The sequence below is a fragment of the Luteimonas gilva genome (genome assembly GCF_005239095.1).
Lineage (GTDB): Bacteria > Pseudomonadota > Gammaproteobacteria > Xanthomonadales > Xanthomonadaceae > Luteimonas_C > Luteimonas_C gilva.
Genome location: NZ_SZUA01000001.1, coordinates 590,306 through 614,054 on the forward strand (window position 1 = coordinate 590,306; position 23,749 = coordinate 614,054).

Here is a 23,749-nt window from a genome sequence, read left to right on the forward strand (position 1 = left end):
GCGCATACTGGCCCTCCGCTTTCGGAGTGGCCGTTGGACAAGCACGTCCCCTTATTCAAGCTGCGCCTAAATACGGGACAGAGCATCGGCCCCAGAAGCTTGCGCTCTCTGTGGTCCAAGGCGTGCGGCTCGAGCGACGTGAGCGTGACCCGGCAGACGTTCCGCACGGGTCCGACGGAAAAGCCGAGCTATCTATTGCACGGCCCGGCCGGTATGACCGATTTGCCGGCCATCGAACAAAGGCTGCGCGACCTCATGGGCGAGACGAGGCTCTCTGGCTCCGTCAGCGCTGTGCACCACTGAATCGCAGGAGAATCCGATGAGCTACGACATCGGCATAGGGCTGTGCACTGCCATCGACGGCCAAGAAGTCTCGGTAGGCCTCGACAGCGCCATGCTGAGCAAACTCAGTCCGGGGGCCTCCTGGCGCAAGTCGGGCACCAGCTCGCTGAGATTCGACATCCGCCTGTGCAGCACCAAGCGTCCGCTCAAGGTCGGCGACGAGGTTTACCTCGATAGCGCCGCGATCGAAAAAAAGGCGACCGCGATGCTGGACATGGCGGGCGTCGCCGAACTCGTGCGCGTGAACCTGCACGAACTCGTTCGGGGCATGGATCCGATGCCCGCACCGCAGCCCGCGACCAAGCGGGCCTACGGCAGCTTTCCAGCCGGGCGAGCGCGGAAATGAGCGCATAGCCATTGGCAAGAAAAAAGGCCGGAACCCAGCATCTGCTGAATTCCGGCCTTTTTGTTGGTGGAGGTGGGCGGAATCGAACCGCCGTCCGAAGGCACTCCATCCCCGGCACTACATGCTTAGCGCGCCGTTAGTTCTCGTGCCTGGGCAACACGGCGCGCAAAGCACACCCAGGCACATACCCGCTAAGGTTGAACCGCGGTTGGCGGGTCGCCGCCGCGATCGATTCCGTGATAGTGACCCTACACCGACGAGCACGGACACAAGTCGGTTCGGGGCTTACGCCTTAAGCGGCGAGAGCGTAGTTGTCGTCGTTGGCAACTAGAGTTTTGCAGCTGGATTAACGAGGAAAGCTACCCCCTCGGCATGCGCCAGGCGATTTCGCGACCCCCGTCGAAGCCAGTGCACCCCCGGGAATGTCGATCACGCTGACCCGCCCAGTATAGGGCTTGCCCGGGCCGTCTCAAGGGCCGCGCGAAAACGCGCATAGGGCCCGTTCACCGCCTATGCTTGGCCGCAAGATGAATTCCGATCCCCGTCCGCCGTCCTCGGTCCCGCCGCCGTCCTTGCCGCAGTACGGGCGCAGCATCCCGGTCACGCCGTTCCGGGGCTATCTGCTGGCGTTGCTGGTGCTGATCGGATCGGTCGCCTCGGTGATCGTGTTCTGGCGCAACGCCTACGAGCGCGAGCTGCGAGCAGCCGAGGCCGATTTCATCGCCGGCACCCAGCAGATCGCCGCGTTGCTGCAGCAGCGGATGATCAATTACGAACTGGCGCTGGGCAGCAGCGCTTCGGTGTTCTCGACGGTGCGGCCCAGTCCGCAGCAATGGCAATCCTTCGTCGAAGGCTTGGACGTCCAGGAACGCTTCCCGGGCATGCTCGGCATGGGTTTCGCGCCTTACGTGACTCCGGAAGGATTCCGCCAACTGCAGATCGACAGCCGCGACGCCGGTTACGGATTGCTGCGCCTGCAGCCGCCGGGGATCCGCCCTTATTACGGGCCGGTGCTTTATCTGGCGCCGATGTCGATGGAGAACCGCAGCGTGATCGGTTTCGACATGTTCGCCGATCCCGTGCGCCGGGAGGCGATGCTCGCCGCCCGCGACAGCGGCAAGGCGAAATTGTCCGGCCCGGTCCACTTGCAGCAGGATCGTTACGGCGGCAGCGGCGAGCAGGCCGGACTGTTGCTGTACGCGCCGATCTACCGGATCGGCGATTTTCCGATCACCGTCGCGGCCCGCCGCGAATCGCTGCGCGGTTGGGTTTACGTCCCCTTCCATATCCCGCAGTTCGTGCGCGCGGCGTTGCCTTATCGCGAGCGCTACGGCGGCATCGATCTGAAGCTGTACGACATCGGCGGCGCGACGCCGCAATTGCTGTACGCCGACGAGCGGCAAGAACCGAGCGCGGACCCGGCTTTCGTCTCGAGCCTGCCGGTGGAAATCTACGGCAGGACCTGGCGCATGGACTTCCGTTCCGCCCCGGTCGACGTGGTGAGCCCCAGGCTGGCCGGCTTGCGTACGACCTTGGCGGTGGGCCTGCTGATATCGCTGCTGCTGTTCTGGCTGGCGATGCTCCTGGCGCGGACCGAGAACCGCGCGCGCCAGATCGCGGCCCAGCTCACCGAGGACTACCGACGCAGCGAACAGCGTTTCCGCATGGCGATGGTGTATTCGGCGATAGGCAAGGCCTTGCTAGATAAAGAAGGGCGGGTGGTGGAAGCCAATCCCGCCTTGGGAGCGATCATGGACCGCGATCCGGCCAGCTTGGCCGGCGTGCCGTTTTCCTCCTTGTTCGACGACGCCAGCGACCCCATCCGCACCGTCGAAATGGAAGCCGTGGCCGAGGGCGTGTACCGCACGACGCGCCGCTTGCGCCGCGAGGACGGCGAATTGCGCTACGCGCAGCTGACGTATGCGCCGGTGCCCGGCAACGTCGGCCAGGACATCGCGCGCTTGGTGCAAGTCGAGGACGCGACCGATCGCCTGCGCGCCGAAGCGCAAGTGCGCGCCCTGAACAGGAACCTGGAGACGCGGGTCGTGCAGCGCACCCGTGAGTTGACCGCGGCGAACAACGAACTGGAATCCTTCGCCTACAGCATTTCGCACGATTTGCGCACGCCGTTGCGGTCGATCGAAGGCTTCAGCCGGTTGCTGTCCGAGCGCTACGAATCGAGCCTGGACGAAGCCGGGCGCGATTATCTGACGCGGATCCGCAACGCCACCTCGCGGATGAGCGATTTGATCGACGCGCTGCTGAAGATGGCGCGGCTCAGCCGCGGCCAGCTCAACCGCACGCCGCTGGATTTGAGCCAGCTGGCTAAAGACACGATCGCCGAATTGCGCGCCGCCGAGCCCGAGCGCAAGGTTTCGGTCGCGATCCAACCCGGTCTGCAGGCTTACGGCGATGCGCCGCTGGTGCGCAATCTGCTGGGCAATCTGCTGGGCAACGCTTGGAAATTCACCCGCGACGGCGCCGAGCCGCTGATCGAGTTCTTCGCCGAGCCCGCGCAAGGGGAAGGCGAGCCGCCGACGTTCGTGGTGCGCGACAACGGCGCAGGTTTCGAGACCGAATACGTCGGCAAGCTGTTCCGCCCGTTCCAGCGCTTGCACAGCCAGGATCAGTTCGCCGGCCACGGGATCGGGCTGGCATCGGTCCGGCGAATCGTCGAACGGCACGGGGGCGCGATCCGGGCCGAGGGCGCTCCGGGCAAAGGAGCGGCGTTCAAGTTCACGCTGCCCGGAGAACCCGAATAGCTTTTCTTTTGTAGAGTCGAGCTTGCTCGACTGCTTTTATTTCCGTTCCGTCGCGACAGCAGTCGAGCAAGCTCGACTTTACGAAAAGCGGCTCAAGCGTCCTTGTTGTGCCGCCGCATCAACCGTTGCTTGTCGCGCGCCCAATCGCGCTCTTTGGCGGCTTCGCGCTTGTCGTGCGATTGCTTACCCTTGGCCAGGGCGATTTCGGCCTTCACCTTGTTGCCTTTCCAATACAGCGCGGTGGGCACCAGGGTGTAGCCGTCGCGCTGGACGCGGCCGATCAGGTGATCGATCTCGCGCTTATGCAGCAGCAACTTGCGGGTGCGATGAGCGTCGGCGACGACGTGGGTCGAGGCCGAAATCAGCGGCGTCATCTGCGCGCCGATCAGGAACAGCTCGCCCTTGAGCACCATCGCATAGGCTTCGACGATGTTGGCGCGGCCGGCACGGATCGACTTCAGCTCCCAGCCTTGCAGGGCCAAACCCGCCTCATAGCGCTGCTCGAGCTGGTAGTCGTGGCGGGCGCGCTTGTTCAGCGCGATCGTTCCGCCGCCGTTTGCCTTATCCTTGCCTGTCTTCTTGTTCGTGGTCTTGCTCATCGTGCCCATTGTCCCCGATGGGGGGCCGGCGCGCTAATTTCCCGCCATGCCCACCATCCGCCGTACCGCCTTGGTCGAACACTCCGCCGCGCGCATGTTCGCGTTGGTCAACGACATCGCCGCCTATCCGCGCCGCTTCGAGTGGTGCGAAGCGGCGCAGGTGCTGGAAGCGGACGAGCGGCGCGTGGTGGCGCGGTTGGACCTGAAGCTGGGCGGCTTCCGCAGCTGGTTCGTCACCGAAAACGCGCTCTCGCCGCCGCACCACATCGATATGACGCTGCGCGACGGGCCGTTCAAGAGCCTGGGCGGGCGCTGGGAATTCCACGCGCTGGACGAGTCCGCCTGCAAAGTGACGCTTACCTTGGCCTTCGAAGCCGCGTCCAAGCTGATGGCGCCGGCCTTGGCGATGGGCATGCAGGGGCTGGCCGACCGCATGGTCGACGATTTCGTGCGCACGGCGGATCGCGGTTGAGGCCGGGATGAGGGTCGAAGTTGTGCTGGCGTGGCCGAGGAAGGCCGAATCGGTGCGGCTGGAGCTGCCCGAAGGCGCTTGCGTGCGCGACGCCGTCAAGGCGGCCGGCTGGGACGGCTTGTCGGAGGTATCGGGTTACGCGGTGTACGGCCAGCGCGCGGAGGCGGGTACCGCATTGCGCGACGGAGACCGTGTGGAGTTGCTGCGGCCGCTGCAGGCCGATCCCAAGGACGCTAGGCGCAAAAGGGCACGGAAGGCCTGAATCGCGTTTGTAGAGTCGAGCCTTGCTCGACTGCTTTTCTTCCGTTCACCGACCAAGAGCAGTCGAGCAGGCTCGACTCTACGAAAAGCGGGGCTTAGCGGCGGCCCTTCTTCTTGTCGTCTTTCTTCAAGTTGTAGCCGAACTGCTTGGGCGCCAGCTTGGCCAGCTTGTCGTCCTGTTCCGGGAAATATTCGCCTTCCCACTTGGCCACGGCATCGTTCTCGAAATACACGGTCAGGTTCTTGATCTCGGTCTTGCCGATGCGGCCGATGCGCTGGGTGGTGGTGTAGTCCCAGCGTTCGTGGTGGAACGGGTCGGCGATCGAGGGCGAGCCGAGCAACGCGGAAACCTGCTGCTTGCTCATGCCGGGCTGCAGCTGATCGACCGCCGTCTTCTCGAGCAGATTGCCCTGATAGATCGGCTGCCGGTACAGGATGCCGCAGCCCGCGGTCAGCGCGGCGAGGGCGACGAGGAGGGCGGCTTGGATCGGCTTGCGCATTCAGGGTTCGCGGCGGGACGGATTCCGGCGATAATACACCGAAGCCACGCGGACCCGCCCGCGCCAGCCATCGCGTTCATCCCTGGTTACCGCGCCCCGGAGTGCTGATGGAATCGCAAGAACTACGCAAGGTCGGCCTCAAGGTCACCCATCCGCGGATGCGCATCCTGGAGCTGCTGGAGCAGGCCAAGCCGCGCCACATGACCGCCGAGGACATCTACCGGCACCTGCTGGAAGAGGGCGAGGAGATCGGCCTGGCCACGGTCTATCGCGTGCTGACCCAGTTCGAGGCGGCCGGGCTGGTGCTGAAGCACAACTTCGAAGGCGGACACGCGGTCTACGAGCTCGACCGCGGCGGCCACCACGACCATATGGTCGACATCGATACCGGCAAGATCATCGAATTCGAGAGCGTCGAGATCGAGAAGCTGCAGCACGAAATCGCCGCCCGGCACGGTTACCTGCTGGAAGAGCATTCGCTGGTGCTGTACGTCCGCAAGAAGCGCTAGCGACCTGTTCTTTGTGGGAGCGGCTTTAGCCGCGAGCTCTTTTCGAGAGATCGCTTGGTCGGGAAAAGCTCGCGGCTAAAGCCGCTCCCACAAGCCCGCTCTTGAGACGGACGCCACACGCCTTATGCAGAGGCGACGATCTCGATCTCCACCAGCCAATCCGGCGACAAGGTTTGCACCACGATGGCGGTGGTCGGTATGCGGCGCTCGCCGAGCGCGGCGATGCGCGCGTCCTGGTTGGCTTGGGCATAGGCCGGATCGCGCAAATAGCTGGTCAGCCTGACGATGTTGTCGACGGTCATGCCGGCGCTGGCGAGGATGGCGCGCAGGTTCGACCAGATCAGCCGCAGCTGATCGTCCAGCGTCGCGCCGGCGATGCCGTCCGCATCCAGTCCCATCGTGCCGCTGACGAACAGGAACCGTTGCGGGTCGAGCACTTCGATGGCGTGCACGTAATCGTCAGTAGCGGCGTAGACGCCTGCGCTCGGGTTGTGGATCTTCGTGTCCAAGGGATTTCCTTTCGTCAATTGACGTTGTCCAGCAGCCGCTTGGCCGCTGCGCGTGCTTCCTTGCTGACTTCCACGCCGCCGAGCATGCGCGCCAATTCCTCGCCGCGCTGCTTGGCGTCCAGGCGCTCCACGGCGCTTTGGGTGACGCCGTCGCTGGCCGCCTTGCTGACGCGGTAGTGCGCATGGCCCTGCGCCGCGACCTGGGGCAAATGGGTGACGCACAAAGCCTGCCGCTTCCCGCCCAAGGCGCGCAGCTTTTGGCCGACGATCTCGGCGACGGCGCCGCCGATGCCCGAGTCGACTTCGTCGAACACCATCGTCGGCACCAGATCGCCGCCGAGCGCGGCGACTTCGATCGCCAGCGAGATGCGCGACAGCTCGCCGCCCGAAGCGACTTTGCGCAACGGCCGCGGCGGCTGACCGGCGTTGGCCGAAACCAGGAACTCGACCCGTTCGGCGCCGTTCGCGTCGGGCCGCTCGCCGTTCTGCGGCTCCAGCGCGACTTCGAATTTGCCGCCGCCCATGCCCAATTCGCCGATCAGGGACGTGGTCGAACGCGAGAGCGCCTTGGCGGCTTTGGCGCGCGCTTTCGAAAGCGCATCGGCCGCCGTGCGCCATCGGCCGCGGGCCGATTCGATTTCGCCGTCCAGCGCCGCCACGCGCTTGCCGGCGCCGCGCAAGGATTCGAGTTCGGCCGCCAAGGCTTCTTGTTGCACCGCCAGTTGTTCCGGCGCGACGCGGTGTTTTCGGGCCAAGTCGTGGATGCGGCCCAGCCGGCGCTCCATCTCTTCGAATTGCTCGGGGTCCACGTCCAGGTCTTCGCGGATGCGCTCGATCAGAGCGGCGGCTTCGTCCAGTTGGATCGCGGCGGCGTCGAGCAGCGCATCCACGTCGGTCAAGCGGGATTCGTGTTCGGCCACGCGAGCGAGGTCGATGCGGCTTTGCTGCAACTGCCGCGCCATCGACGGCGCGTCCTCGCCGGCGAGGCGGGCGAAAGCGGCATCGCAGGCCGCGATCAAGGCCGCGGCGTGGGCATGGCGGCGGTGCGAGGCGCCGAGTTCGGCGATGGCCTCGGGCGCCAGCGATTCGCGCTCGAGTTCGCCCAATTGGTGTTCGAGATAGGCGATGCGATCGGAGACGTCGCCTTGTTTGGACAAGGCCTCGCGCTCGCGCAGCAAGGTGCTCCATTGCGCAGCGGCGGCGGCGACGTCGTCCAACGCCGCTTCATGGCCGCCATAGCCGTCGAGCAAAGCCAATTGGCTGCTTTTGGAGAGCAAGGCCTGGTGTTCGTGCTGGCCATGGATTTCCACCAGCAAGCCGGCCAACTCGGCCAGCTGGGCCAGGGTCGCCGGGCGGCCGTTGATCCAGGCCTTGGAGCCGCCGTCGGCGCGCAGGGTGCGGCGGAGTTGGCAGTCGTCGCCCTCGTCCAGCTCCTGCTCGCGCAACCAGTCGCGGGCGGGCGCGGTGTCGGCCAGGTCGAATTGCGCGCTCAGTTCGGCGCGCTCGGCGCCGTGGCGGACCATGCCGCTGTCGGCGCGCAAGCCGGACAAAAAACCCAGCGCATCGACCAATAGCGACTTGCCGGCACCGGTTTCGCCCGAAATCACGGTCAGGCCCGGGCCGAATTCGAGTTCGGCGGCCTTGACCACGGCGAAGTCTTTGATCGACAGGAGCGTCAGCATGGGTGCAATTGTGCCGTGCGGTTCGGCAGCCTGCCATGCGCGGGTCGCGAAACTTGCGACAAGGCCGCATCGGCCTATACCTTGCGCCCATGACGATCGCCGACCCCATTCCGGACCACGCACCGCTGGCCCTCGCCGCATTCGGGGCGATCCAGGCCGGCGATGCGGCGGCGCTGCGGCGATTGCTGGCGGACAACCCCGGTCTGGCGACCGCGCGCATCGTCAGCGACGGCACGAACTGCGGTCGCGGCGAGCGTTCGCTGCTGCACATCGCCACCGATTGGCCCGGCCACTTTCCGCGCGTCGCCGAAACCATCGCCGAGCTGGTGCGGGCCGGGGCCGACGTCGATGCGCGCTTCGCCGGCGCGCACGCCGAGACGGCGCTGCATTGGGCAGCCAGCTGCGACGATGTCGCGGCGCTGGACGCCTTGCTCGACGCGGGCGCCGATATCGAAGCGCCGGGCGCGGTGATCGGCGGCGGCACGCCGTTGGCCGACGCGCGCGCTTTCCGGCAATGGAAAGCGGCCGCGCGGCTGGTCGAGCGGGGCGCGAAAACGAATATCGTCGACGAGGCGACGATGGGCCTGCTCGACCGGATCCGGGCGCGCTTCGAAACTTCGCCTCCGCCCGAAGCCGAGGACATTTCCTGCGCGTTCTGGGGCGCCTGCCACGGCGACCGCCGCGAGTGCGCCGAATACCTGTTGGATCGCGGAGCGGAACTGAATTGGATCGCGTCCTGGGAACCGATGACGCCGCTCGACGCCGCGCTCAGAAGCGACGCCGGCGACTTGGCGGACTGGTTGCGCGGCCGCGGCGCCCGTTCGTCGCGCGAACTGGGTTGAACGGACTCCGCGGCTTGCGCGCGCCGGCTCCGCGGCTTATATCGCCTCCGTGAGCCGACCTTTCGCCGACGACAGCCCTCTCGACCCGCGCGCCCGGCAATTGCTGCGCACGCTGATCGCGCGCTACATCCGCGACGGCGAGCCGGTCGGTTCGCAAACCCTGGCCAAGCATGCGGGGCTTGACGTCAGCCCGGCCACCATCCGCAACATCCTGTCCGACTTGGAGGACAGCGGCCTGCTGAGCGCGCCGCACGCCTCGGCCGGCCGGGTGCCGACCGTGCAGGGCTACCGCGTATTCGTCGACAGCCTGCTGCAGGTCAAGCCTTTGGCCGAAGGCGAGCTTTCGAGGTTGCGCAGCGAATTGCCGGCGGGGGCGGGCACCCAGAACCTGCTCGGCAACGCGTCCGAGCTGTTGTCGGCGATGACCCATTTCGTCGGCGTGGTCAGCGTGCCGCAGCGCGGCCAGTTCGCGTTCAAGCACATCGATTTCCTGCCGCTGGACGGGCAGCGGGTGCTGGCGATTTTGGTGTTCGCCGACAACGATGTGCAGAACCGCATCATCCAGACCCGCCGCGCCTACGGCCCGGCCGAACTGGAGCGCGTCGCCAACTATCTCAACACCCATTTCGCCGGCCGGCCGCTGGCCGACATCCGCGCCACTCTGCTGCACGAGATGCGCAGCGCCCGCAGCGAAATGGAATTGTTGCTGGCCCAGGCCACCGAACTGGCCGAACAGGCCTTGGCGCCCGGCGCCGAGGACATGCTGCTGGCCGGCCAAACCCGCTTGATCGGCGTCCAAGACCTGTCCGACCTGGACCGCTTGCGCGACCTCTTCGAAGCCTTCGCCCGCAAGCGCGAGATCCTGCAGCTGTTGGAGCGCACCGTGGATGCGCCGGGCGTTCGCATCTTCATCGGCGAAGAAACCGGATTGGCGCCGCTGGAAGGCGTCTCGCTGGTGACCGCGCCGTATACCTCCGGCGGCCGCGTTCTGGGCGTGCTGGGCGTGATCGGCCCCACGCGGATGGCCTACGACCGGGTGATCCCGGTGGTCCAAGCGGCGGCCGATGCGTTGGGCTCCGCCTTGAATCCGGGCTCCCAACCCTCATAGGTGGGGGGCAGGCGGCAGGACGACCGCCCCGGAACCCGCGATGACTTCGAACGAACAAACCTCAGAACAGGCGGCCGAAGCCGCTTTGGAAGCCGATCACCCGCTGTACGGGCTTATCGAGAGCCTGAAGGCCGAGTTGGAGCAGCTGCGCGCCGAATCCCTGCGCGAGCGCGCCGATCTGGACAACCAGCGCAAGCGCTTGGCCCGCGACCTGGACATGGCCCGCAAATTCGCCAACGAGCGCCTGCTGGCCGACCTGCTGCCGGTCTTCGACAGCCTGGAGGCGGCCCTGCAGAACGCCCCGGAAAACGACCCGCTGCGCGCCGGCGCCGAACTCACCCTGCGCCAGTTGCACAAGGTGGCCGAGGCCAACGGTCTGGCCGAGGTGGCGCCGATGGCTGGGGACAGTTTCGATCCCGAACGCCACCAGGCGGTCAGCGCGATCGATGCCCAGGGCGTACCGCCCGGCGCCGTCGTCCAGACCTTCCAGAAGGGTTATGTGCTGAACGATCGGCTGCTTCGCCCGGCCATGGTGGTAGTGGCCAAACACGATTGAGGCTTGGCTCTTGTGGGAGGGGCTTCAGCCCCGACAGATGGCAGTCGGGGCTGAAGCCCCTCCCACAAAAGCGGCGCCGGGGCGCTTGAACGCCTGCGTCCAGGCCCCAAATAACCGACATCGGCGGGCAAACCGCCCCAAAAATTCAGATTCAGAGAGGGAGCAACACCATGGGTAAGATCATCGGCATCGACCTCGGCACGACCAATTCGTGCGTGGCGATCATGGAAGGCGGCAAGGCCCGCGTCATCGAGAATTCCGAGGGCGACCGCACCACGCCTTCCATCGTCGCCTACAGCAAGGACGGCGAAGTCCTGGTCGGCGCCTCGGCCAAGCGCCAGGCGGTGACCAATCCCAAGAACACGTTCTACGCGGTCAAGCGCCTGATCGGCCGCAAGTTCGGCGACGCCGAGGTCAAGAAGGACCTCGACCTGGTGCCGTACGCGATCGTCGAGCACGACAACGGCGACGCCTGGGTCGCGACCAGCGACGGCAAGAAGCTGTCGCCGCAGGAAGTGTCCGCGCGCATCCTGGAAAAGATGAAGAAGACGGCCGAAGCCTTCCTCGGCGAGACCGTCACCGAAGCCGTGATCACCGTGCCGGCTTACTTCAACGATTCGCAACGCCAGGCGACCAAGGACGCCGGCCGCATCGCCGGCCTGGACGTCAAGCGCATCATCAACGAGCCGACCGCGGCTGCGCTGGCCTACGGCCTGGACAAGGGCGACAACAAGGACCGCAAGATCGCCGTGTACGACCTGGGCGGCGGCACGTTCGACGTGTCGATCATCGAAATCGCCAACATCGACGGCGAGAAGCAGTTCGAAGTGTTGGCCACCAACGGCGACACCTTCCTGGGCGGCGAAGATTTCGACAAGCGCGTCATCGATTATTTGGTCGACGAGTTCCAGAAGGAGCAGGGCATCGACCTGCGCAAGGATCCGCTGGCCCTGCAGCGCCTGAAGGACGCGGCCGAACGCGCCAAGATCGAACTGTCGTCCTCGCAGCAGACCGAAGTGAACCTGCCGTACGTGACGGCCGACGCCTCCGGCCCGAAGCATCTGAATTTGAAGCTGACCCGCGCCAAATTGGAAGCGCTAGTCGACGATCTGATCAAGAAGACCATCGAACCCTGCAAGATCGCGCTGAACGACGCCGGCCTGCGCGCCAGCGAAATCAGCGAAGTGATCCTGGTCGGCGGCCAGACTCGCATGCCGAAGGTACAGCAGGCCGTGGCCGACTTCTTCGGCAAGGAACCGCGCAAGGACGTGAACCCCGACGAGGCCGTGGCGCTGGGCGCCGCGATCCAGGGCGGCGTGCTGGCCGGCGACGTCAAGGACGTGCTGCTGCTCGACGTGACCCCGCTGAGCCTGGGCATCGAAACCCTGGGCGGCGTGTTCACCAAGATCATCGAAAAGAACACCACCATCCCGACCAAGGCTTCGCAGACCTTCTCCACTGCCGAGGACAACCAGTCCGCGGTGACGGTGCACGTGCTGCAGGGCGAGCGCGAACAGGCCCGTTACAACAAATCGCTGGCCAAGTTCGATTTGTCCGGCATCGAGCCGGCGCCGCGCGGCATGCCGCAGGTGGAGGTGTCCTTCGACATCGACGCCAACGGCATCCTGCACGTCCACGCCAAGGACAAGAAGACCGGCAAGGAGCAGAAGGTCGAGATCAAGGCCGGTTCGGGCCTGTCGGACGAAGAGATCCAGCGCATGGTCAGCGATGCCGAAGCGCATCGCGAGGAAGACAAGAAATTCCACGAGCTGGTCACCGCCCGCAACCAGGCCGACGCCCTGATCCACGGCACCCGCACCGCGATCAAGGAACACGGCGACAAGGTCGGCGGCGAGATCATCGGCCGTACCGAAGCGGCGCTGGCCGAGTTGGAAACCGCGATGAAGGGCGACGACAAGGGCCAGATCGAGGCCAAGTCGAAGGCTTTGGAAGAAGCCGCGCAGTCGTTGTACGCGGCCGCGGCGGCCGGTCAGCAGCCGGGCGCCGAGTCCGACGCCGGCGCTTCGTCGGCGAAGAGCGACGACGTGGTCGACGCCGAGTTCACCGAGGTCAAGGACGACGAGAAGAAGTAAGCCGCAGGCTTATCATGAGGAAACGGGAGACGTGGTCCGCTGCGTGCTCCCGTTTCTTTTGAGTCCTCCCAGCCTATGAGGCGAACGGATCGCACGATGGCCAACGAGACACCGGAAAATCCCGCGCCGCCCAGCCTGTACGACTGGGCCGGCGGCATGCCGGCGCTGCTGAAGCTGACCGATGTGTTCTACGCCAAGGTCAAGGCCGATCCGCTGCTGCAGCCGGTGTTCGTGCGGATGGATCCGGAGCATCCGCAACACGTGGCCAAGTTCCTGGCCGAAGTGTTCGGCGGCCCGAAGGCGTATTCGGACGAACACGGCGGACATGCGGAGATGATCCGGCACCATTTGAACCGGCATTTGCAGGAAAAGCAGCGCCGCCGCTGGGTGGAGCTGCTGATCGACTCGGGCGACGACATCGGATTGCCGGACGACCCGGAATTCCGTTCCGCCTTCGTCGGCTACATCGAATGGGGCACCCGCTTGGCCGTGATCAATTCGCAGCCGGGCGCCGAAGTAACCGAAGACGCGCCGATGCCGCAATGGGGCTGGGGCGAAACCAAAGGACCTTACGTCGCTCCTTGAGCGGCGCGAGCTGAAGAAAGAGACGCATGAGCAAGCGGGACTACTACGAAGTACTGGGCGTGGCGCGCACGGCGACCGATGAGGAGCTGAAGAAGGCTTATCGCCGCTGCGCCATGAAACACCACCCGGACCGCAATCCCGGCGACAAGGAAGCCGAAGCCGCGTTCAAGGAATGCAAAGAGGCTTACGAAGTGCTGTCCGACGGCGGCAAGCGCCGCATGTACGACGCGCACGGCCACGCCGCGTTCGAGCACGGCATGGGTGGCGGCAACCGCGGCCCGGCCGGATTCGGCGACGTGGGCGACATTTTCGGCGACATCTTCGGCAATATTTTCGGCGGCGGTGCCGCCCGCGGTCCGCGCCGCGGCGCCGACATCGGCTATGTGATGGAGCTGGACCTGGAAGAAGCCGTCGCCGGCATCGAAAAGCGCATCGAAATCCCGACCTTGACCGCTTGCGAGCACTGCAAGGGTTCCGGTTCGGAAGACGGCAAGCTGGAAACCTGCGCCACCTGCCATGGCCACGGCCAAGTCCGCCTGCAGCGCGGCATCTTCTCGATGCAGCAGCCTTGCCCGCATTGCGGCGGACGCGGCAAGACCATCAAGAATCCCTGCGCGGAGTGCCACGGCAACGGCCGCATCGAGCAGGACAAAGTGCTGTCGGTGAAGATTCCCGCCGGCGTCGACAACGGCGACCGCATCCGCCTGTCCGGCGAAGGCGAAGCCGGTCCGCCGGGCACGCCGCCGGGCGATCTGTACGTCGAGGTGCGCGTCCGCGAACACGATATCTTCGAGCGCGACGGCGACGATCTGCATTGCGAAGTGCCGATCCGGATTTCCCAGGCCGCGCTGGGCGACAGCGTGCGCGTGCCCACGCTCGACGGCGAGGCCGAGATACGGATTCCGGCCGAAACCCAAACGGGCAAGGTATTCCGCCTGCGCGACAAGGGCGTCAAATCGGTGCGCAGCCGCAGCCCGGGCGATCTGTACTGCAAAGTGGTGGTGGAGACGCCGGTCAACTTGACCACGCAGCAACGCGAGCTGCTGGAACAGTTCGAAGCCACCTTCGTCGGCGACGGCGCGCGCCGCCATTCGCCCAAGTCCAGCACCTTCATGGACGGCGTCAAGGGTTTCTGGGATCGTATGACCTCCTGACCGAGGACCGTTCGCGATGAAAGCCGCCGCCGTTTCGATGGTGAAGAACGAAGGCGACATCATCGAGCTGTTCGTCAGGATCAATCTGCGCGCTTTCGAGCATCTCTACATCGTCGATCACGACAGCAGCGACGGTACGACGGCGATCCTGCAGAAACTCAAGGACGCCGGACATCCGATCACGGTGGTGCCGTTCAAGGGCATCCAGCAGACGCAGGCGCAGACGCTCACCCGCCTGGTGCGCGATGCGGCCGCCACCGGCAAGTACGACTTCATCGTGCCGCTGGACGCGGATGAATTCCTGACGCCGCCCGCTTCCTGGCTCGAATCCCTGGCCGATTCCTTGGGGCATGATCGCTACGGCAAGATGCCCTGGCGCACGTTCGTGCCCGTCTCGGGCGACTACTTCGGCGCCGACGCGCCGCTGCATGCGAACTTCCGTCTGCGTTCACACGAACCGGCCCAGTACTACAAGGCCGTCATTCCGAACCGCTTGGCCAAGGATTGCACGCTCGAGCCCGGCAACCATGCATTAGTCGGCGCCGCCGGCGCCGAAGTCCGGCTCGAACTGCTGCACGTGCCGGTGCGCAGCAGCGATCAGCTCATGCAGAAAGCGGTGATCGGCAGCCATACCTTGTCGATCAAGCGCGACCGCCTGCCGAACGAAGGCTTCCATTGGGACGTCTTGGCGTGCGAAGTGCGGTCCCGGGGCTATCGGCTCGGCGACGAGGACCTGCTCAGGTTCGCCTTGGAATACGCGGCCGGCGACGGCGACGAAGCGGCGACGTTGGGAGACGACGACCGCCGGATCGGCTTGCCGACGGACGCGATCGAGCACAAGGCATTGGCTCGGAGCCATCCGGTAGCCGCGTTCGACGCTTTCCTGGCCAAGACCTGCGTCGAGATCAACGCGTTGCAGGACCGGATCGACGCCGCGGAACGCAGGCGTTTTCCCTTCTCTTTGCTGCCTTCGTCCAAAGCCCCGCGGCGACCCGCGTAACCGCGGCGCCATGCTAGGCTCGGCCCGTTCGTCTGGGAGGGCGGCATGGCCAAGGGCTGGTGGAAGAACCTGTATCTGCAGGTGCTGGTCGCGATCGCGATCGGCGTCCTGCTCGGCCACTTCCAGCCCGAGCTAGGCACGAAGATGAAGCCGCTCGGCGACGGCTTCATCAAGCTGGTCAAGATGATCGTCGCGCCGGTGATCTTCCTGACCATCGTCGCCGGCATCGCCAAGATCGGCGATCTGCGCCACGTCGGCAAAATCGGGCTGAAGGCGCTGATCTACTTCGAAGCGCTGACCACGCTGGCGCTGGTGATCGGGCTGGTGGTCGCCAACACCTTGAAGCCCGGCGCGGGCATGAACATCCATCCCGCGCAGATCGACGCTTCCGGCATCGCCCAATACCAGAAGGCGGCGCACGAGCAGGGCACGGTCGCGTTCTTGCTGGACATCATCCCGCACGATTTCCTGTCCGCCTTCACCGAAGGCAAGCTGCTGCAGGTGCTGCTGGTGGCGATCCTCGCCGGGATCGCGCTCACCCGGATGGGCGGGCTCGGCGAGCGCTTGCTCGTAACGGCAGAAAGCTTGTCGCAGATGTTCTTCAACATCGTGGGCATGATCATGCGGCTCGCGCCGATCGGCGCGTTCGGCGCGATGGCTTTCACCATCGGCAAGTTCGGCGTCGGTTCGTTAGCGTCGCTGGGCTGGCTGCTGTTCGCGGTCTACATCACCTGTTTCGCCTTCGTATTCGTCGTGCTCGGCGCGGTGGCCAGGCTGTCGGGCTTCTCGTTGTGGGCGTTCCTGAAATACATCCGCGGCGAATTGCTGCTGGTGCTGGGCACGTCGTCGTCGGAATCGGCCTTGCCGCGGTTGTTGAAACGGTTGGAAGACGCCGGATGCGACCGCGCGGTGGTCGGGTTGGTGGTGCCGACGGGCTATTCGTTCAATCTGGACGGCACCTGCATCTACTTGACGATGGCGGCGGTGTTCATCGCCCAAGCCGTCGGTGTGGACTTGAGCCTGGGCGAGGAATTGACCTTGATCGCCGTGCTGCTGCTCACTTCGAAAGGCGCGGCCGGCGTGACCGGTTCGGGCTTCGTGACGCTCGCGGCGACCCTGGCCGCGTTGGGCGGCAAAGTGCCGGTGGAAGGCGTGGCGTTGGTGCTGGGCGTGGACCGCTTCATGTCCGAAGCGCGCGCCATCACCAACTTCATCGGCAACGGCGTGGCGACGATGGTCGTCGCGAAGTGGGAAGGCCTGCGCGACGACGGCAAGATGCGCGCCGCGTTCGCGACCGGCCCGCAGCCGGAAAACATCGCCGTGTCGCGGGACCCCGACCAAGGCGATTAGTCGGCTCTTTGTAGGAGCGGCTTCAGCCGCGGGTTTTTATTCCAAATCGCGACATCGCCGCGGTTTGATAGGAAGAGCTCGCGGTTGAAGCCGCTCCTACAAAGTCAACGGCTCTTGTCGGACTTGGCGGGTACGGCTAGCCTGCACGCATGACCGAACCCGTTAAATTGCTGATCCATGGCGCCTCCGGCCGCATGGGCCAAGCCTTGATGCGCCTGGCCGCCGAACGCGAGGATTGCGCCGTCGTCGGCGCGGTGTCGCGCAAGGTCGGCCAGCGCGTCGTCGACGGCGTTCCGCAATTCGCGGCCAACGAGTTGTCCGGCGTGCCGGCGTTCGACGTGGCGGTCGATTTCAGCCTGGCCGAAGCTTTCGATCCGATCCTGGCCTTGTGCGCGGAACGCGGTGCGGCGTTCGTATCGGGCACCACCGGCTTGAGCGAGGCCCAGCGCGCGGCGATCGCCATCGCCGCCGAGCGTATTCCTCTGCTTTCGGCCGCCAATTTCAGCCTGGGCGTGGCCGTGCTGTCCGAACTGGTCGAGCGCGCGGCTTCCGCTCTGCCGGGCTGGGATTGCGACATCGTCGAAGCCCACCACAACGGCAAGAAGGACGCGCCTTCGGGCACCGCCTTGGCGCTGGGCGCCGCGGCGGAGCAGGGCGGCGCGCAACCGCGTTACGCCAGCCTGCGCGCCGGCGACATCGTCGGCGAACATCTGGTTCAGTTCGCAGGCCAAGGCGAACGCATCGAATTGGTCCATCGCGCCATCAACCGCGACATCTTCGCCCGCGGCGCCTTGCATGCGGCGGTGCGGCTGCACGGCCGGCCGGCCGGCGCCTATCGCCTCCGCGATCTGCTGTAGCTCTTGTGGGAGGGCTTCAGCCCCGACTGGGCCTGTCGGGGCTGAGCCCCTGTCACAAGAGCATTCGCTGGCATCCTCGCGCCCATCCCGGTATCATTCCCGCTCGCCTGAACCACACGCCTCCGGACCGGTTGAAGACCGCTTCGGCGGTTTCTTGCAACCTGACGTAGGCGAAGCCCTGTGACCCAGCCCGCAATCCTGGCCCTTGAAGACGGAACGGTCTTCGAGGGCGTTTCCGTAGGCGCGCCCGGCCTATCGGTCGGCGAGGTGGTGTTCAACACCGCCATGACCGGCTACCAGGAAATCCTGACCGATCCGTCCTACGCCCGGCAGATCGTCACGCTCACTTATCCCCACATCGGCAACACCGGCTGCACCGGCCAGGACGACGAAGCCGCGCAGACTTGGGCCGCCGGCCTGATCGTGCGCGACGTGCCGCGCCGGCCCAGCAACTGGCGCAGCCAGGTTTCGCTGCCGGAATGGCTGCAGGCGCGCGGCATCGTCGCCATCGCCGACATCGACACCCGCAAGCTGACCCGCCTGCTGCGCGATCGCGGCGCGCAAAACGGCGCGCTGATGGCCGGCGAGATCGATGCCGACAAGGCCATCGAAGCCGCGCGCAAGTTTCCGGGGCTGAAGGGCATGGATCTGGCCAAAGTGGTCAGCGTCCGCGAGCCCTACGCTTGGCGCGAAGGCCAACTGGACTTGGATCGCAACGAATTCGCGGCCGCCGCGCCGCGGTTCAAGGTGGTGGCCTACGATTTCGGCGTGAAGCGCAACATCCTGCGCATGCTGGCCGAGCGCGGTTGCGATGTGCAGGTGGTGCCGGCGCAGACGCCCGCCGCCGACGTACTGGCGATGAAGCCCGACGGCGTGTTCCTGTCCAACGGCCCCGGCGATCCTGAGCCCTGCGATTACGCGATCGCCGCGATCCGCGAATTCGTCGCCAAGAAGATCCCGACCTACGGCATCTGCCTGGGGCATCAGCTGCTCGGCCTGGCCATCGGCGCCAAGACGCTGAAGATGAAATTCGGCCACCACGGCGCGAACCATCCGGTGATCGACCTCGACACGGGCCGGGTGATGATCACCTCGCAGAACCATGGTTTCGCAGTGGACGAATCGACGCTGCCTTCCAACGTCCGGGTCACGCACCGCTCGCTGTTCGACGGCAGCAATCAGGGCATCGCCTTGACCGATGCGCCGGCCTTCAGTTTCCAGGGACATCCGGAAGCTTCGCCCGGTCCGCACGATGTGGCGCCGCTGTTCGACCGGTTTGTCGGGGCGATGGAGGCGAGCAGGTGAAAGGTCGGATCGGCCAATGGCTGAGCGGACTCACCGCCCGCTTTGCTTTTAGCCGTCATTCCCGCGAAGGCGGGAATTCAGTGTCTTCGCTCTCAGGCCATTCCGCGACCGCTGCCCGGAAGTCGCTGGATTCCCGCCTTCGCGGGAACGACGGCGCGGGAAAGCGTTGGTTTCGTCGCGTACTTATCGTCGGAGCGGTTCTTGCCGCTTATCCCGCTTTCGTTTTCGCCACGGTTTATGCCCACTGGTTCGCCGCCGATCTGCCCGGCGGCCGCAACGGCCCTTCGGACGCCTATCGGCACACGCTCGCCAGCGCGACCGTCGCCTATACGGCCACGCCGCGCTGGGTCGAATGGGTCACCGCGGTGATGGAACGCGGCGGCGTAGGCAACGACAGCCGGGCGATGGATGCGCACAACAACCGGATCGGCGCAGCGATCGGCACGCGGGCGGACAGTTGGGACGCCATGCAGGCCGAGGTGCTGGATGCAGTGCGCGCCGGCAGCGTAGGCGCCGGCGATGCGAACAAGATCATCTGGTTGCCGCCCGAGCGGTGGCAGAACCGTTGGTACTGAGAGGGAATGCGGATGCGTATCCGGATCGACAAAATGGCGGCCCTAGGCGTAACGACGATGCTGTGCATCGCGCCGGTCGCGCTTGCGCAAACGCCCACCGACGCCGAGATCGCGCAAGTGCGGGACTTGCTGGGCTTCGGACCGGCGACGACGCGGGCCGTGGTGGACGGCAGTTTCCGCCAGCAACCGCAGTTCGGCAAATACGACGCCAAGGAACAATCCTGCCTGATCGGAGCTTTGACGCCCGAGGTCGACGCCGAATTGCGCAACGCGTTCAAAACCCTGTTCGCCGATAGCGAAACCACGGGCGCGTGGCTGCGCTTCGGTCGCACCGCCGGCGGCGACAAGTTCACCGGACTGATGCGCGCGGCGGTGGACGCCAAGCTGAAAGGCGTCGCGGCGCCGAGTCCGTTTTCGGCGATCGACCAGATGTCGAAAGCCGAGCAGGCCGATATCTCCGCCTTCATGCAAAGCCCGGCCGCGGCGGTGCTGAAGAAGGATTTCCCGGATATGCCGATGCCCGAGGCTTTCGGCAAGCGGGCCGCGCAGCGATGCGGGATCGAATGGCCCGAGCAATGAATACGCGGCGCGGCGGCGCTTAAGAATATTTAGAGGACGACATGCCCAAACGTACCGACATCAAAACCGTCCTGATCATCGGCGCCGGCCCGATCGTGATCGGCCAAGCCTGCGAGTTCGACTACTCCGGCGCGCAGGCCTGCAAAGCGCTGCGCGACGAGGGCTATCGGGTGGTACTGGTCAACAGCAATCCGGCCACGATCATGACCGACCCGAACATGGCGGACGCGGTCTACATCGAGCCCATCAACTGGCAGACGGTCGAGAAGATCATCGCCAAGGAAAAGCCCGATGCGCTGCTGCCGACGATGGGCGGCCAGACCGCGCTGAATTGCGCGCTGGACCTGGCCGACCACGGCGTGCTGGAGAAGTACGGCGTCGAGCTGATCGGCGCCTCGCGCGACGCGATCCGGATGGCCGAAGACCGCGAGCTGTTCCGCGTCGCCATGCAGGACATCGGCCTGGAATGTCCGAAGGCCGAGGTCGCGCGCAGCTTCGAGCAGGCGGTCGACATCCAAGGCCGCGTCGGCTATCCCACCATCATCCGCCCCAGCTTCACCCTGGGCGGCAGCGGCGGCGGCATCGCTTACAACCGCGAAGAGTTCGAGGACATCGTCAAGCGCGGCTTGGAACTGTCGCCGGTGCACGAAGTGCTGGTGGAAGAATCCGTGCTGGGCTGGAAGGAATTCGAGATGGAAGTGGTCCGCGACAAGGCGGACAACTGCATCATCGTCTGCTCCATCGAAAACCTGGACCCGATGGGCGTGCACACCGGCGACTCGATCACCGTCGCCCCGGCCCAAACTTTGACCGACAAGGAATATCAGCGCCTGCGCGACGCCAGCATCGCGGTGCTGCGCAAGATCGGCGTGGACACCGGCGGCAGCAACGTCCAGTTCGGCATCAACGCCCAGACCGGCCGCGTGGTGGTCATCGAGATGAATCCGCGCGTGTCGCGCTCGTCCGCGCTGGCGTCCAAGGCCACCGGCTTCCCGATCGCCAAGGTTGCGGCGAAACTCGCGGTCGGCTACACGCTGGACGAATTGAAGAACGAGATCACCGGCGGCCTGACCCCGGCCTCGTTCGAGCCCAGCATCGACTACGTGGTCACCAAGATCCCGCGCTTCGCGTTCGAGAAATTCCCCGCCGCGGACGCGCGCCTGACCACGCAGATGAAGTCGGTGGGCGAGGTGATGGCGATCGGCCGCACTTTCCAGGAATCGCTGCAGAAGGCTTTGCGCGGACTGGAGACGGGCAAGGTCGGCTTCGATCCGACCGGCCTGGACTTGGCCAGCGACGACGATCTCGCGACGATGCGGCGCGAAGTGAAGGAAGCCGGCCCCGAGCGGCTGTTCTACCTGGCCGAGGCCTTCCGCGCGGGAATGTCGGTGGAAGACGTGCATGCGTTGTCCTTCGTCGACCCCTGGTTCCTGGACCAGATCGAAGAAATCATCGCCACCGAAACGGAAGTCGCCGCGAACGGTCTCGATGCGCTCGACGCCAAGCGCCTGCGCCGACTGAAGCGTATGGGTTTCTCCGACGCGCGCCTGGCGCAATTGCTGGGTACCGACGAAAAAGCCGTGCGCGCGCTGCGCCGAGCGCACAACGTGCGTCCCGTGTACAAGCGCGTGGACTCCTGCGCGGCCGAGTTCGCCACCACCACCGCTTACCTGTATTCGACCTACGAGGACGAATGCGAAGCGCAGCCGACTTCGCGCGACAAGATCATCGTGCTGGGCGGCGGCCCGAACCGGATCGGGCAGGGCATCGAATTCGACTACTGCTGCGTGCACGCCGCCCTGGCCCTGCGCGAGGACGGGTTCGAGACCATCATGGTCAATTGCAACCCGGAAACCGTCTCCACCGATTACGACACGTCCGACCGCTTGTACTTCGAGCCGTTGACGCTGGAAGACGTGCTGGAAATCGTCGAACTCGAAAAGCCCAAGGGCGTGATCGTCCAATACGGCGGCCAGACGCCGCTGAAGCTGGCGCAGGCGCTGGAAGCCAACGGCGTACCGATCATCGGCACCTCGCCCGATTCGATCGACCTGGCCGAAGACCGCGAACGCTTCCAGAAGCTGGTTGAAAAGCTCGGCTTGAAGCAACCGCCCAACCGCACCGCGCGCAATCCCGACGAAGCCTTGGCGTTGGCCCGCGAGATCGGCTACCCGCTGGTCGTGCGCCCCAGCTACGTGCTCGGCGGCCGCGCGATGGAAGTGGTCCACGCCGATGCTGACCTGACCAAGTACATGCGCGATGCGGTGAAGGTGTCGAACGATTCGCCCGTGCTGCTCGACCGCTTCCTGGACAACGCGGTCGAAGTGGACGTCGACATCATCGCCGACCGCGAAGGCAACGTGCTGATCGGCGGGGTGATGGAGCACATCGAGGAAGCCGGCGTGCATTCCGGCGATTCGTCCTGCTCGCTGCCGCCGTATTCGCTGTCGGCCGCCACCCAGGACCGGCTGCGCGAACAGGTCGTCGCGCTGGCCAAGGCCTTGAACGTGGTCGGGCTGATGAACACCCAGTTCGCGATCCAGTCGGACGGCGAGGGCGAGGACACCATCTATCTGTTGGAAGTGAACCCGCGCGCCTCGCGCACCGTACCGTTCGTGTCCAAGGCCACCGGCATGCCGCTGGCCAAGATCGCAGCGCGCTGCATGGCAGGCAAAACCCTGGCCGAGCAGGGCGCCATCAAAGAGATCGTGCCCGACTATTTCTCGGTAAAGGAAGCGATCTTCCCGTTCGCCAAGTTCCAGAACGTGGACCCGATCCTCGGCCCGGAAATGCGTTCGACCGGCGAAGTGATGGGCGTGGGCCGCAGCTTCGGGGCCGCCTTCGCGCGTGCCCAGGAGGCGGCCAACATCAAGGCGCCGCCGACGCAGGGCAAGGCCTTCGTTTCGGTGCGCGACCCGGACAAGCCGCGCGTCCTGCCCGTAGCCCGCGACCTGATCGCCCGCGGCTACGCCCTGGTCGCCACCGCCGGCACGGCCAAGTGGCTGCACGACAACGGCCTGGCGTGCGAGCGCATCAACAAGGTGATCGAGGGGCGCCCGCACATCGTCGACCTCATCAAGAACGGCGAAATCGCCTACATCGTCAACACTACCGAAGGCAAGCAAGCCATCGCCGACTCGTTCTCGATCCGGCGCGAGGCGCTGCAGCAGCGGGTCACCTATTCGACCACCATTGCCGGCGCGAAAGCCTTGCTGCATTCTTTGGAGTATCGCGGCAGCGGCCCGGTCTGGGCGCTGCAGGAACTGCACAAGGAACTGGAAGCGTCATGAGGGCACCCATCACCACTCAAGGTGCGCAGCGTCTGCGCGCCGAGCTGGAAGAATTGAAGTCGGTCAAGCGGCCTGCGGTGATCGCCGCCATCGCCGAAGCGCGCGCGCACGGCGACCTGAAGGAGAACGCCGAGTACCACGCCGCGCGCGAGCAGCAAGGCTTCATCGAAGGCCGGATCAAGCAGTTGGAATCCGAGCTGTCTCACGCCCAGATCATCGACGTGGCCACGCTCAATGCCGGCTCCAAGATCGTGTTCGGCGCCAGCGTGGTGCTGGCCGACGTGGAAAGCGACGAAGAGAAGCGCTACCAGATCGTCGGCGACCTGGAAGCCGACATCAAGCAGGGGCTGATCGCGATCTCCTCGCCGGTGGCGCGTGCGCTGATCGGCAAGCACGAGGGCGATAGCGTCACCATCGAAGCGCCCGGCGGCACTCGCGAATACGAGATCGTCGGCGTCAGTTACCAAGGCTGA

General features: G+C 65.6%; 24 protein-coding genes and 1 other RNA gene. 20 read left to right on the forward strand and 5 right to left on the reverse strand.

What is annotated here, in order from left to right:
• Nucleotides 1-33 precede the first annotated feature (33 nt).
• Nucleotides 34-303 carry a hypothetical protein gene (locus FCE95_RS02625; RefSeq protein WP_137265433.1) on the forward strand — a complete coding sequence of 90 codons (270 nt, stop codon included), beginning with the start codon at nt 34-36 and terminating at the stop codon, nt 301-303.
• A 16-nt stretch (nt 304-319) separates the two neighbouring features.
• Complete coding sequence (locus tag FCE95_RS02630) at nt 320-688, forward strand: hypothetical protein (RefSeq protein ID WP_137265434.1); 369 nt, start codon at nt 320-322, stop codon at nt 686-688.
• Between the two features lie 64 nt (nt 689-752).
• Here the strand turns inward: FCE95_RS02630 and ssrA are convergent.
• Nucleotides 753-1,106, reverse strand: a transfer-messenger RNA (tmRNA) gene (gene ssrA, locus FCE95_RS02635).
• 109 nt (nt 1,107-1,215) lie between these two features.
• Here ssrA and FCE95_RS02640 point away from each other — a divergent pair.
• Nucleotides 1,216-3,450: a CHASE domain-containing protein gene (locus FCE95_RS02640; RefSeq protein WP_189644613.1), complete on the forward strand. Its 2,235-nt coding sequence runs from the start codon at nt 1,216-1,218 to the stop codon at nt 3,448-3,450.
• Nucleotides 3,451-3,542: 92 nt separating this feature from the next.
• Here FCE95_RS02640 and smpB read toward each other — a convergent pair whose 3' ends face one another.
• Entirely contained in the window at nt 3,543-4,049 is a 507-nt protein-coding gene (gene smpB, locus FCE95_RS02645; RefSeq protein ID WP_137265436.1) for an SsrA-binding protein SmpB, read from the reverse strand.
• Between the two features lie 46 nt (nt 4,050-4,095).
• Between smpB and FCE95_RS02650 the strand changes: the two genes are divergently transcribed.
• Together FCE95_RS02650 and FCE95_RS02655 are read left to right on the forward strand one after the other, a co-directional pair.
• The gene (locus FCE95_RS02650; protein ID WP_137265437.1) at nt 4,096-4,521 is read left to right on the forward strand and encodes a type II toxin-antitoxin system RatA family toxin; all 426 of its coding nucleotides are present in this window, start codon (nt 4,096-4,098) and stop codon (nt 4,519-4,521) included.
• 7 nt (nt 4,522-4,528) lie between these two features.
• Nucleotides 4,529-4,783, forward strand: coding sequence for an RnfH family protein (locus FCE95_RS02655; protein ID WP_137265438.1), 255 nt, complete (start codon nt 4,529-4,531; stop codon nt 4,781-4,783).
• Nucleotides 4,784-4,877: 94 nt separating this feature from the next.
• Here the strand turns inward: FCE95_RS02655 and FCE95_RS02660 are convergent, their stop codons facing one another.
• The gene (locus tag FCE95_RS02660) at nt 4,878-5,270 is read right to left on the reverse strand and encodes an outer membrane protein assembly factor BamE (RefSeq protein WP_137266420.1); all 393 of its coding nucleotides are present in this window, start codon (nt 5,268-5,270) and stop codon (nt 4,878-4,880) included.
• Between the two features lie 119 nt (nt 5,271-5,389).
• Here FCE95_RS02660 and fur point away from each other — a divergent pair, with 119 nt between their 5' ends.
• Nucleotides 5,390-5,791: a ferric iron uptake transcriptional regulator gene (gene fur / locus FCE95_RS02665; protein ID WP_137265439.1), complete on the forward strand. Its 402-nt coding sequence runs from the start codon at nt 5,390-5,392 to the stop codon at nt 5,789-5,791.
• 122 nt (nt 5,792-5,913) lie between these two features.
• Here the strand turns inward: fur and FCE95_RS02670 are convergent, their stop codons facing one another.
• Entirely contained in the window at nt 5,914-6,300 is a 387-nt protein-coding gene (locus FCE95_RS02670; protein WP_137265440.1) for a RidA family protein, read from the reverse strand.
• 14 nt (nt 6,301-6,314) lie between these two features.
• Nucleotides 6,315-7,982, reverse strand: coding sequence for a DNA repair protein RecN (recN, locus tag FCE95_RS02675; protein WP_137265441.1), 1,668 nt, complete (start codon nt 7,980-7,982; stop codon nt 6,315-6,317).
• Nucleotides 7,983-8,071: 89 nt separating this feature from the next.
• Here recN and FCE95_RS02680 point away from each other — a divergent pair, with 89 nt between their 5' ends.
• From FCE95_RS02680 to greA, 14 genes are all read left to right on the forward strand, one after another.
• Complete coding sequence (locus tag FCE95_RS02680; protein WP_137265442.1) at nt 8,072-8,824, forward strand: ankyrin repeat domain-containing protein; 753 nt, start codon at nt 8,072-8,074, stop codon at nt 8,822-8,824.
• Nucleotides 8,825-8,873: 49 nt separating this feature from the next.
• A complete protein-coding gene (gene hrcA / locus FCE95_RS02685; RefSeq protein WP_137265443.1) occupies nt 8,874-9,932 on the forward strand; it encodes a heat-inducible transcriptional repressor HrcA in 1,059 nt (352 codons plus the stop codon).
• A gap of 40 nt (nt 9,933-9,972) precedes the next feature.
• Nucleotides 9,973-10,488, forward strand: coding sequence for a nucleotide exchange factor GrpE (gene grpE, locus FCE95_RS02690; protein WP_137265444.1), 516 nt, complete (start codon nt 9,973-9,975; stop codon nt 10,486-10,488).
• 170 nt (nt 10,489-10,658) lie between these two features.
• Nucleotides 10,659-12,581: a molecular chaperone DnaK gene (dnaK, locus tag FCE95_RS02695; RefSeq protein WP_137265445.1), complete on the forward strand. Its 1,923-nt coding sequence runs from the start codon at nt 10,659-10,661 to the stop codon at nt 12,579-12,581.
• Between the two features lie 96 nt (nt 12,582-12,677).
• Nucleotides 12,678-13,166 carry a group II truncated hemoglobin gene (locus tag FCE95_RS02700; protein ID WP_137265446.1) on the forward strand — a complete coding sequence of 163 codons (489 nt, stop codon included), beginning with the start codon at nt 12,678-12,680 and terminating at the stop codon, nt 13,164-13,166.
• 26 nt (nt 13,167-13,192) lie between these two features.
• Complete coding sequence (gene dnaJ / locus FCE95_RS02705; protein WP_137265447.1) at nt 13,193-14,320, forward strand: molecular chaperone DnaJ; 1,128 nt, start codon at nt 13,193-13,195, stop codon at nt 14,318-14,320.
• A 16-nt stretch (nt 14,321-14,336) separates the two neighbouring features.
• A complete protein-coding gene (locus FCE95_RS02710) occupies nt 14,337-15,320 on the forward strand; it encodes a glycosyltransferase family 2 protein (RefSeq protein WP_137265448.1) in 984 nt (327 codons plus the stop codon).
• A gap of 45 nt (nt 15,321-15,365) precedes the next feature.
• Nucleotides 15,366-16,670, forward strand: coding sequence for a dicarboxylate/amino acid:cation symporter (locus FCE95_RS02715; protein ID WP_137265449.1), 1,305 nt, complete (start codon nt 15,366-15,368; stop codon nt 16,668-16,670).
• Between the two features lie 149 nt (nt 16,671-16,819).
• Nucleotides 16,820-17,527, forward strand: a complete 708-nt coding sequence (gene dapB, locus FCE95_RS02720; RefSeq protein WP_137265450.1) for a 4-hydroxy-tetrahydrodipicolinate reductase — start codon at nt 16,820-16,822, stop codon at nt 17,525-17,527.
• A gap of 180 nt (nt 17,528-17,707) precedes the next feature.
• A complete protein-coding gene (gene carA / locus FCE95_RS02725) occupies nt 17,708-18,832 on the forward strand; it encodes a glutamine-hydrolyzing carbamoyl-phosphate synthase small subunit (RefSeq protein WP_137265451.1) in 1,125 nt (374 codons plus the stop codon).
• A 125-nt stretch (nt 18,833-18,957) separates the two neighbouring features.
• The gene (locus tag FCE95_RS02730; protein WP_425481292.1) at nt 18,958-19,407 is read left to right on the forward strand and encodes a DUF6973 domain-containing protein; all 450 of its coding nucleotides are present in this window, start codon (nt 18,958-18,960) and stop codon (nt 19,405-19,407) included.
• A 6-nt stretch (nt 19,408-19,413) separates the two neighbouring features.
• Nucleotides 19,414-19,986, forward strand: coding sequence for a hypothetical protein (locus FCE95_RS02735; RefSeq protein ID WP_137265452.1), 573 nt, complete (start codon nt 19,414-19,416; stop codon nt 19,984-19,986).
• Nucleotides 19,987-20,027: 41 nt separating this feature from the next.
• The gene (carB, locus tag FCE95_RS02740) at nt 20,028-23,276 is read left to right on the forward strand and encodes a carbamoyl-phosphate synthase large subunit (protein WP_137265453.1); all 3,249 of its coding nucleotides are present in this window, start codon (nt 20,028-20,030) and stop codon (nt 23,274-23,276) included.
• Complete coding sequence (greA, locus tag FCE95_RS02745) at nt 23,273-23,749, forward strand: transcription elongation factor GreA (protein ID WP_137265454.1); 477 nt, start codon at nt 23,273-23,275, stop codon at nt 23,747-23,749. Before carB ends, greA begins: the two co-directional genes overlap by 4 nt.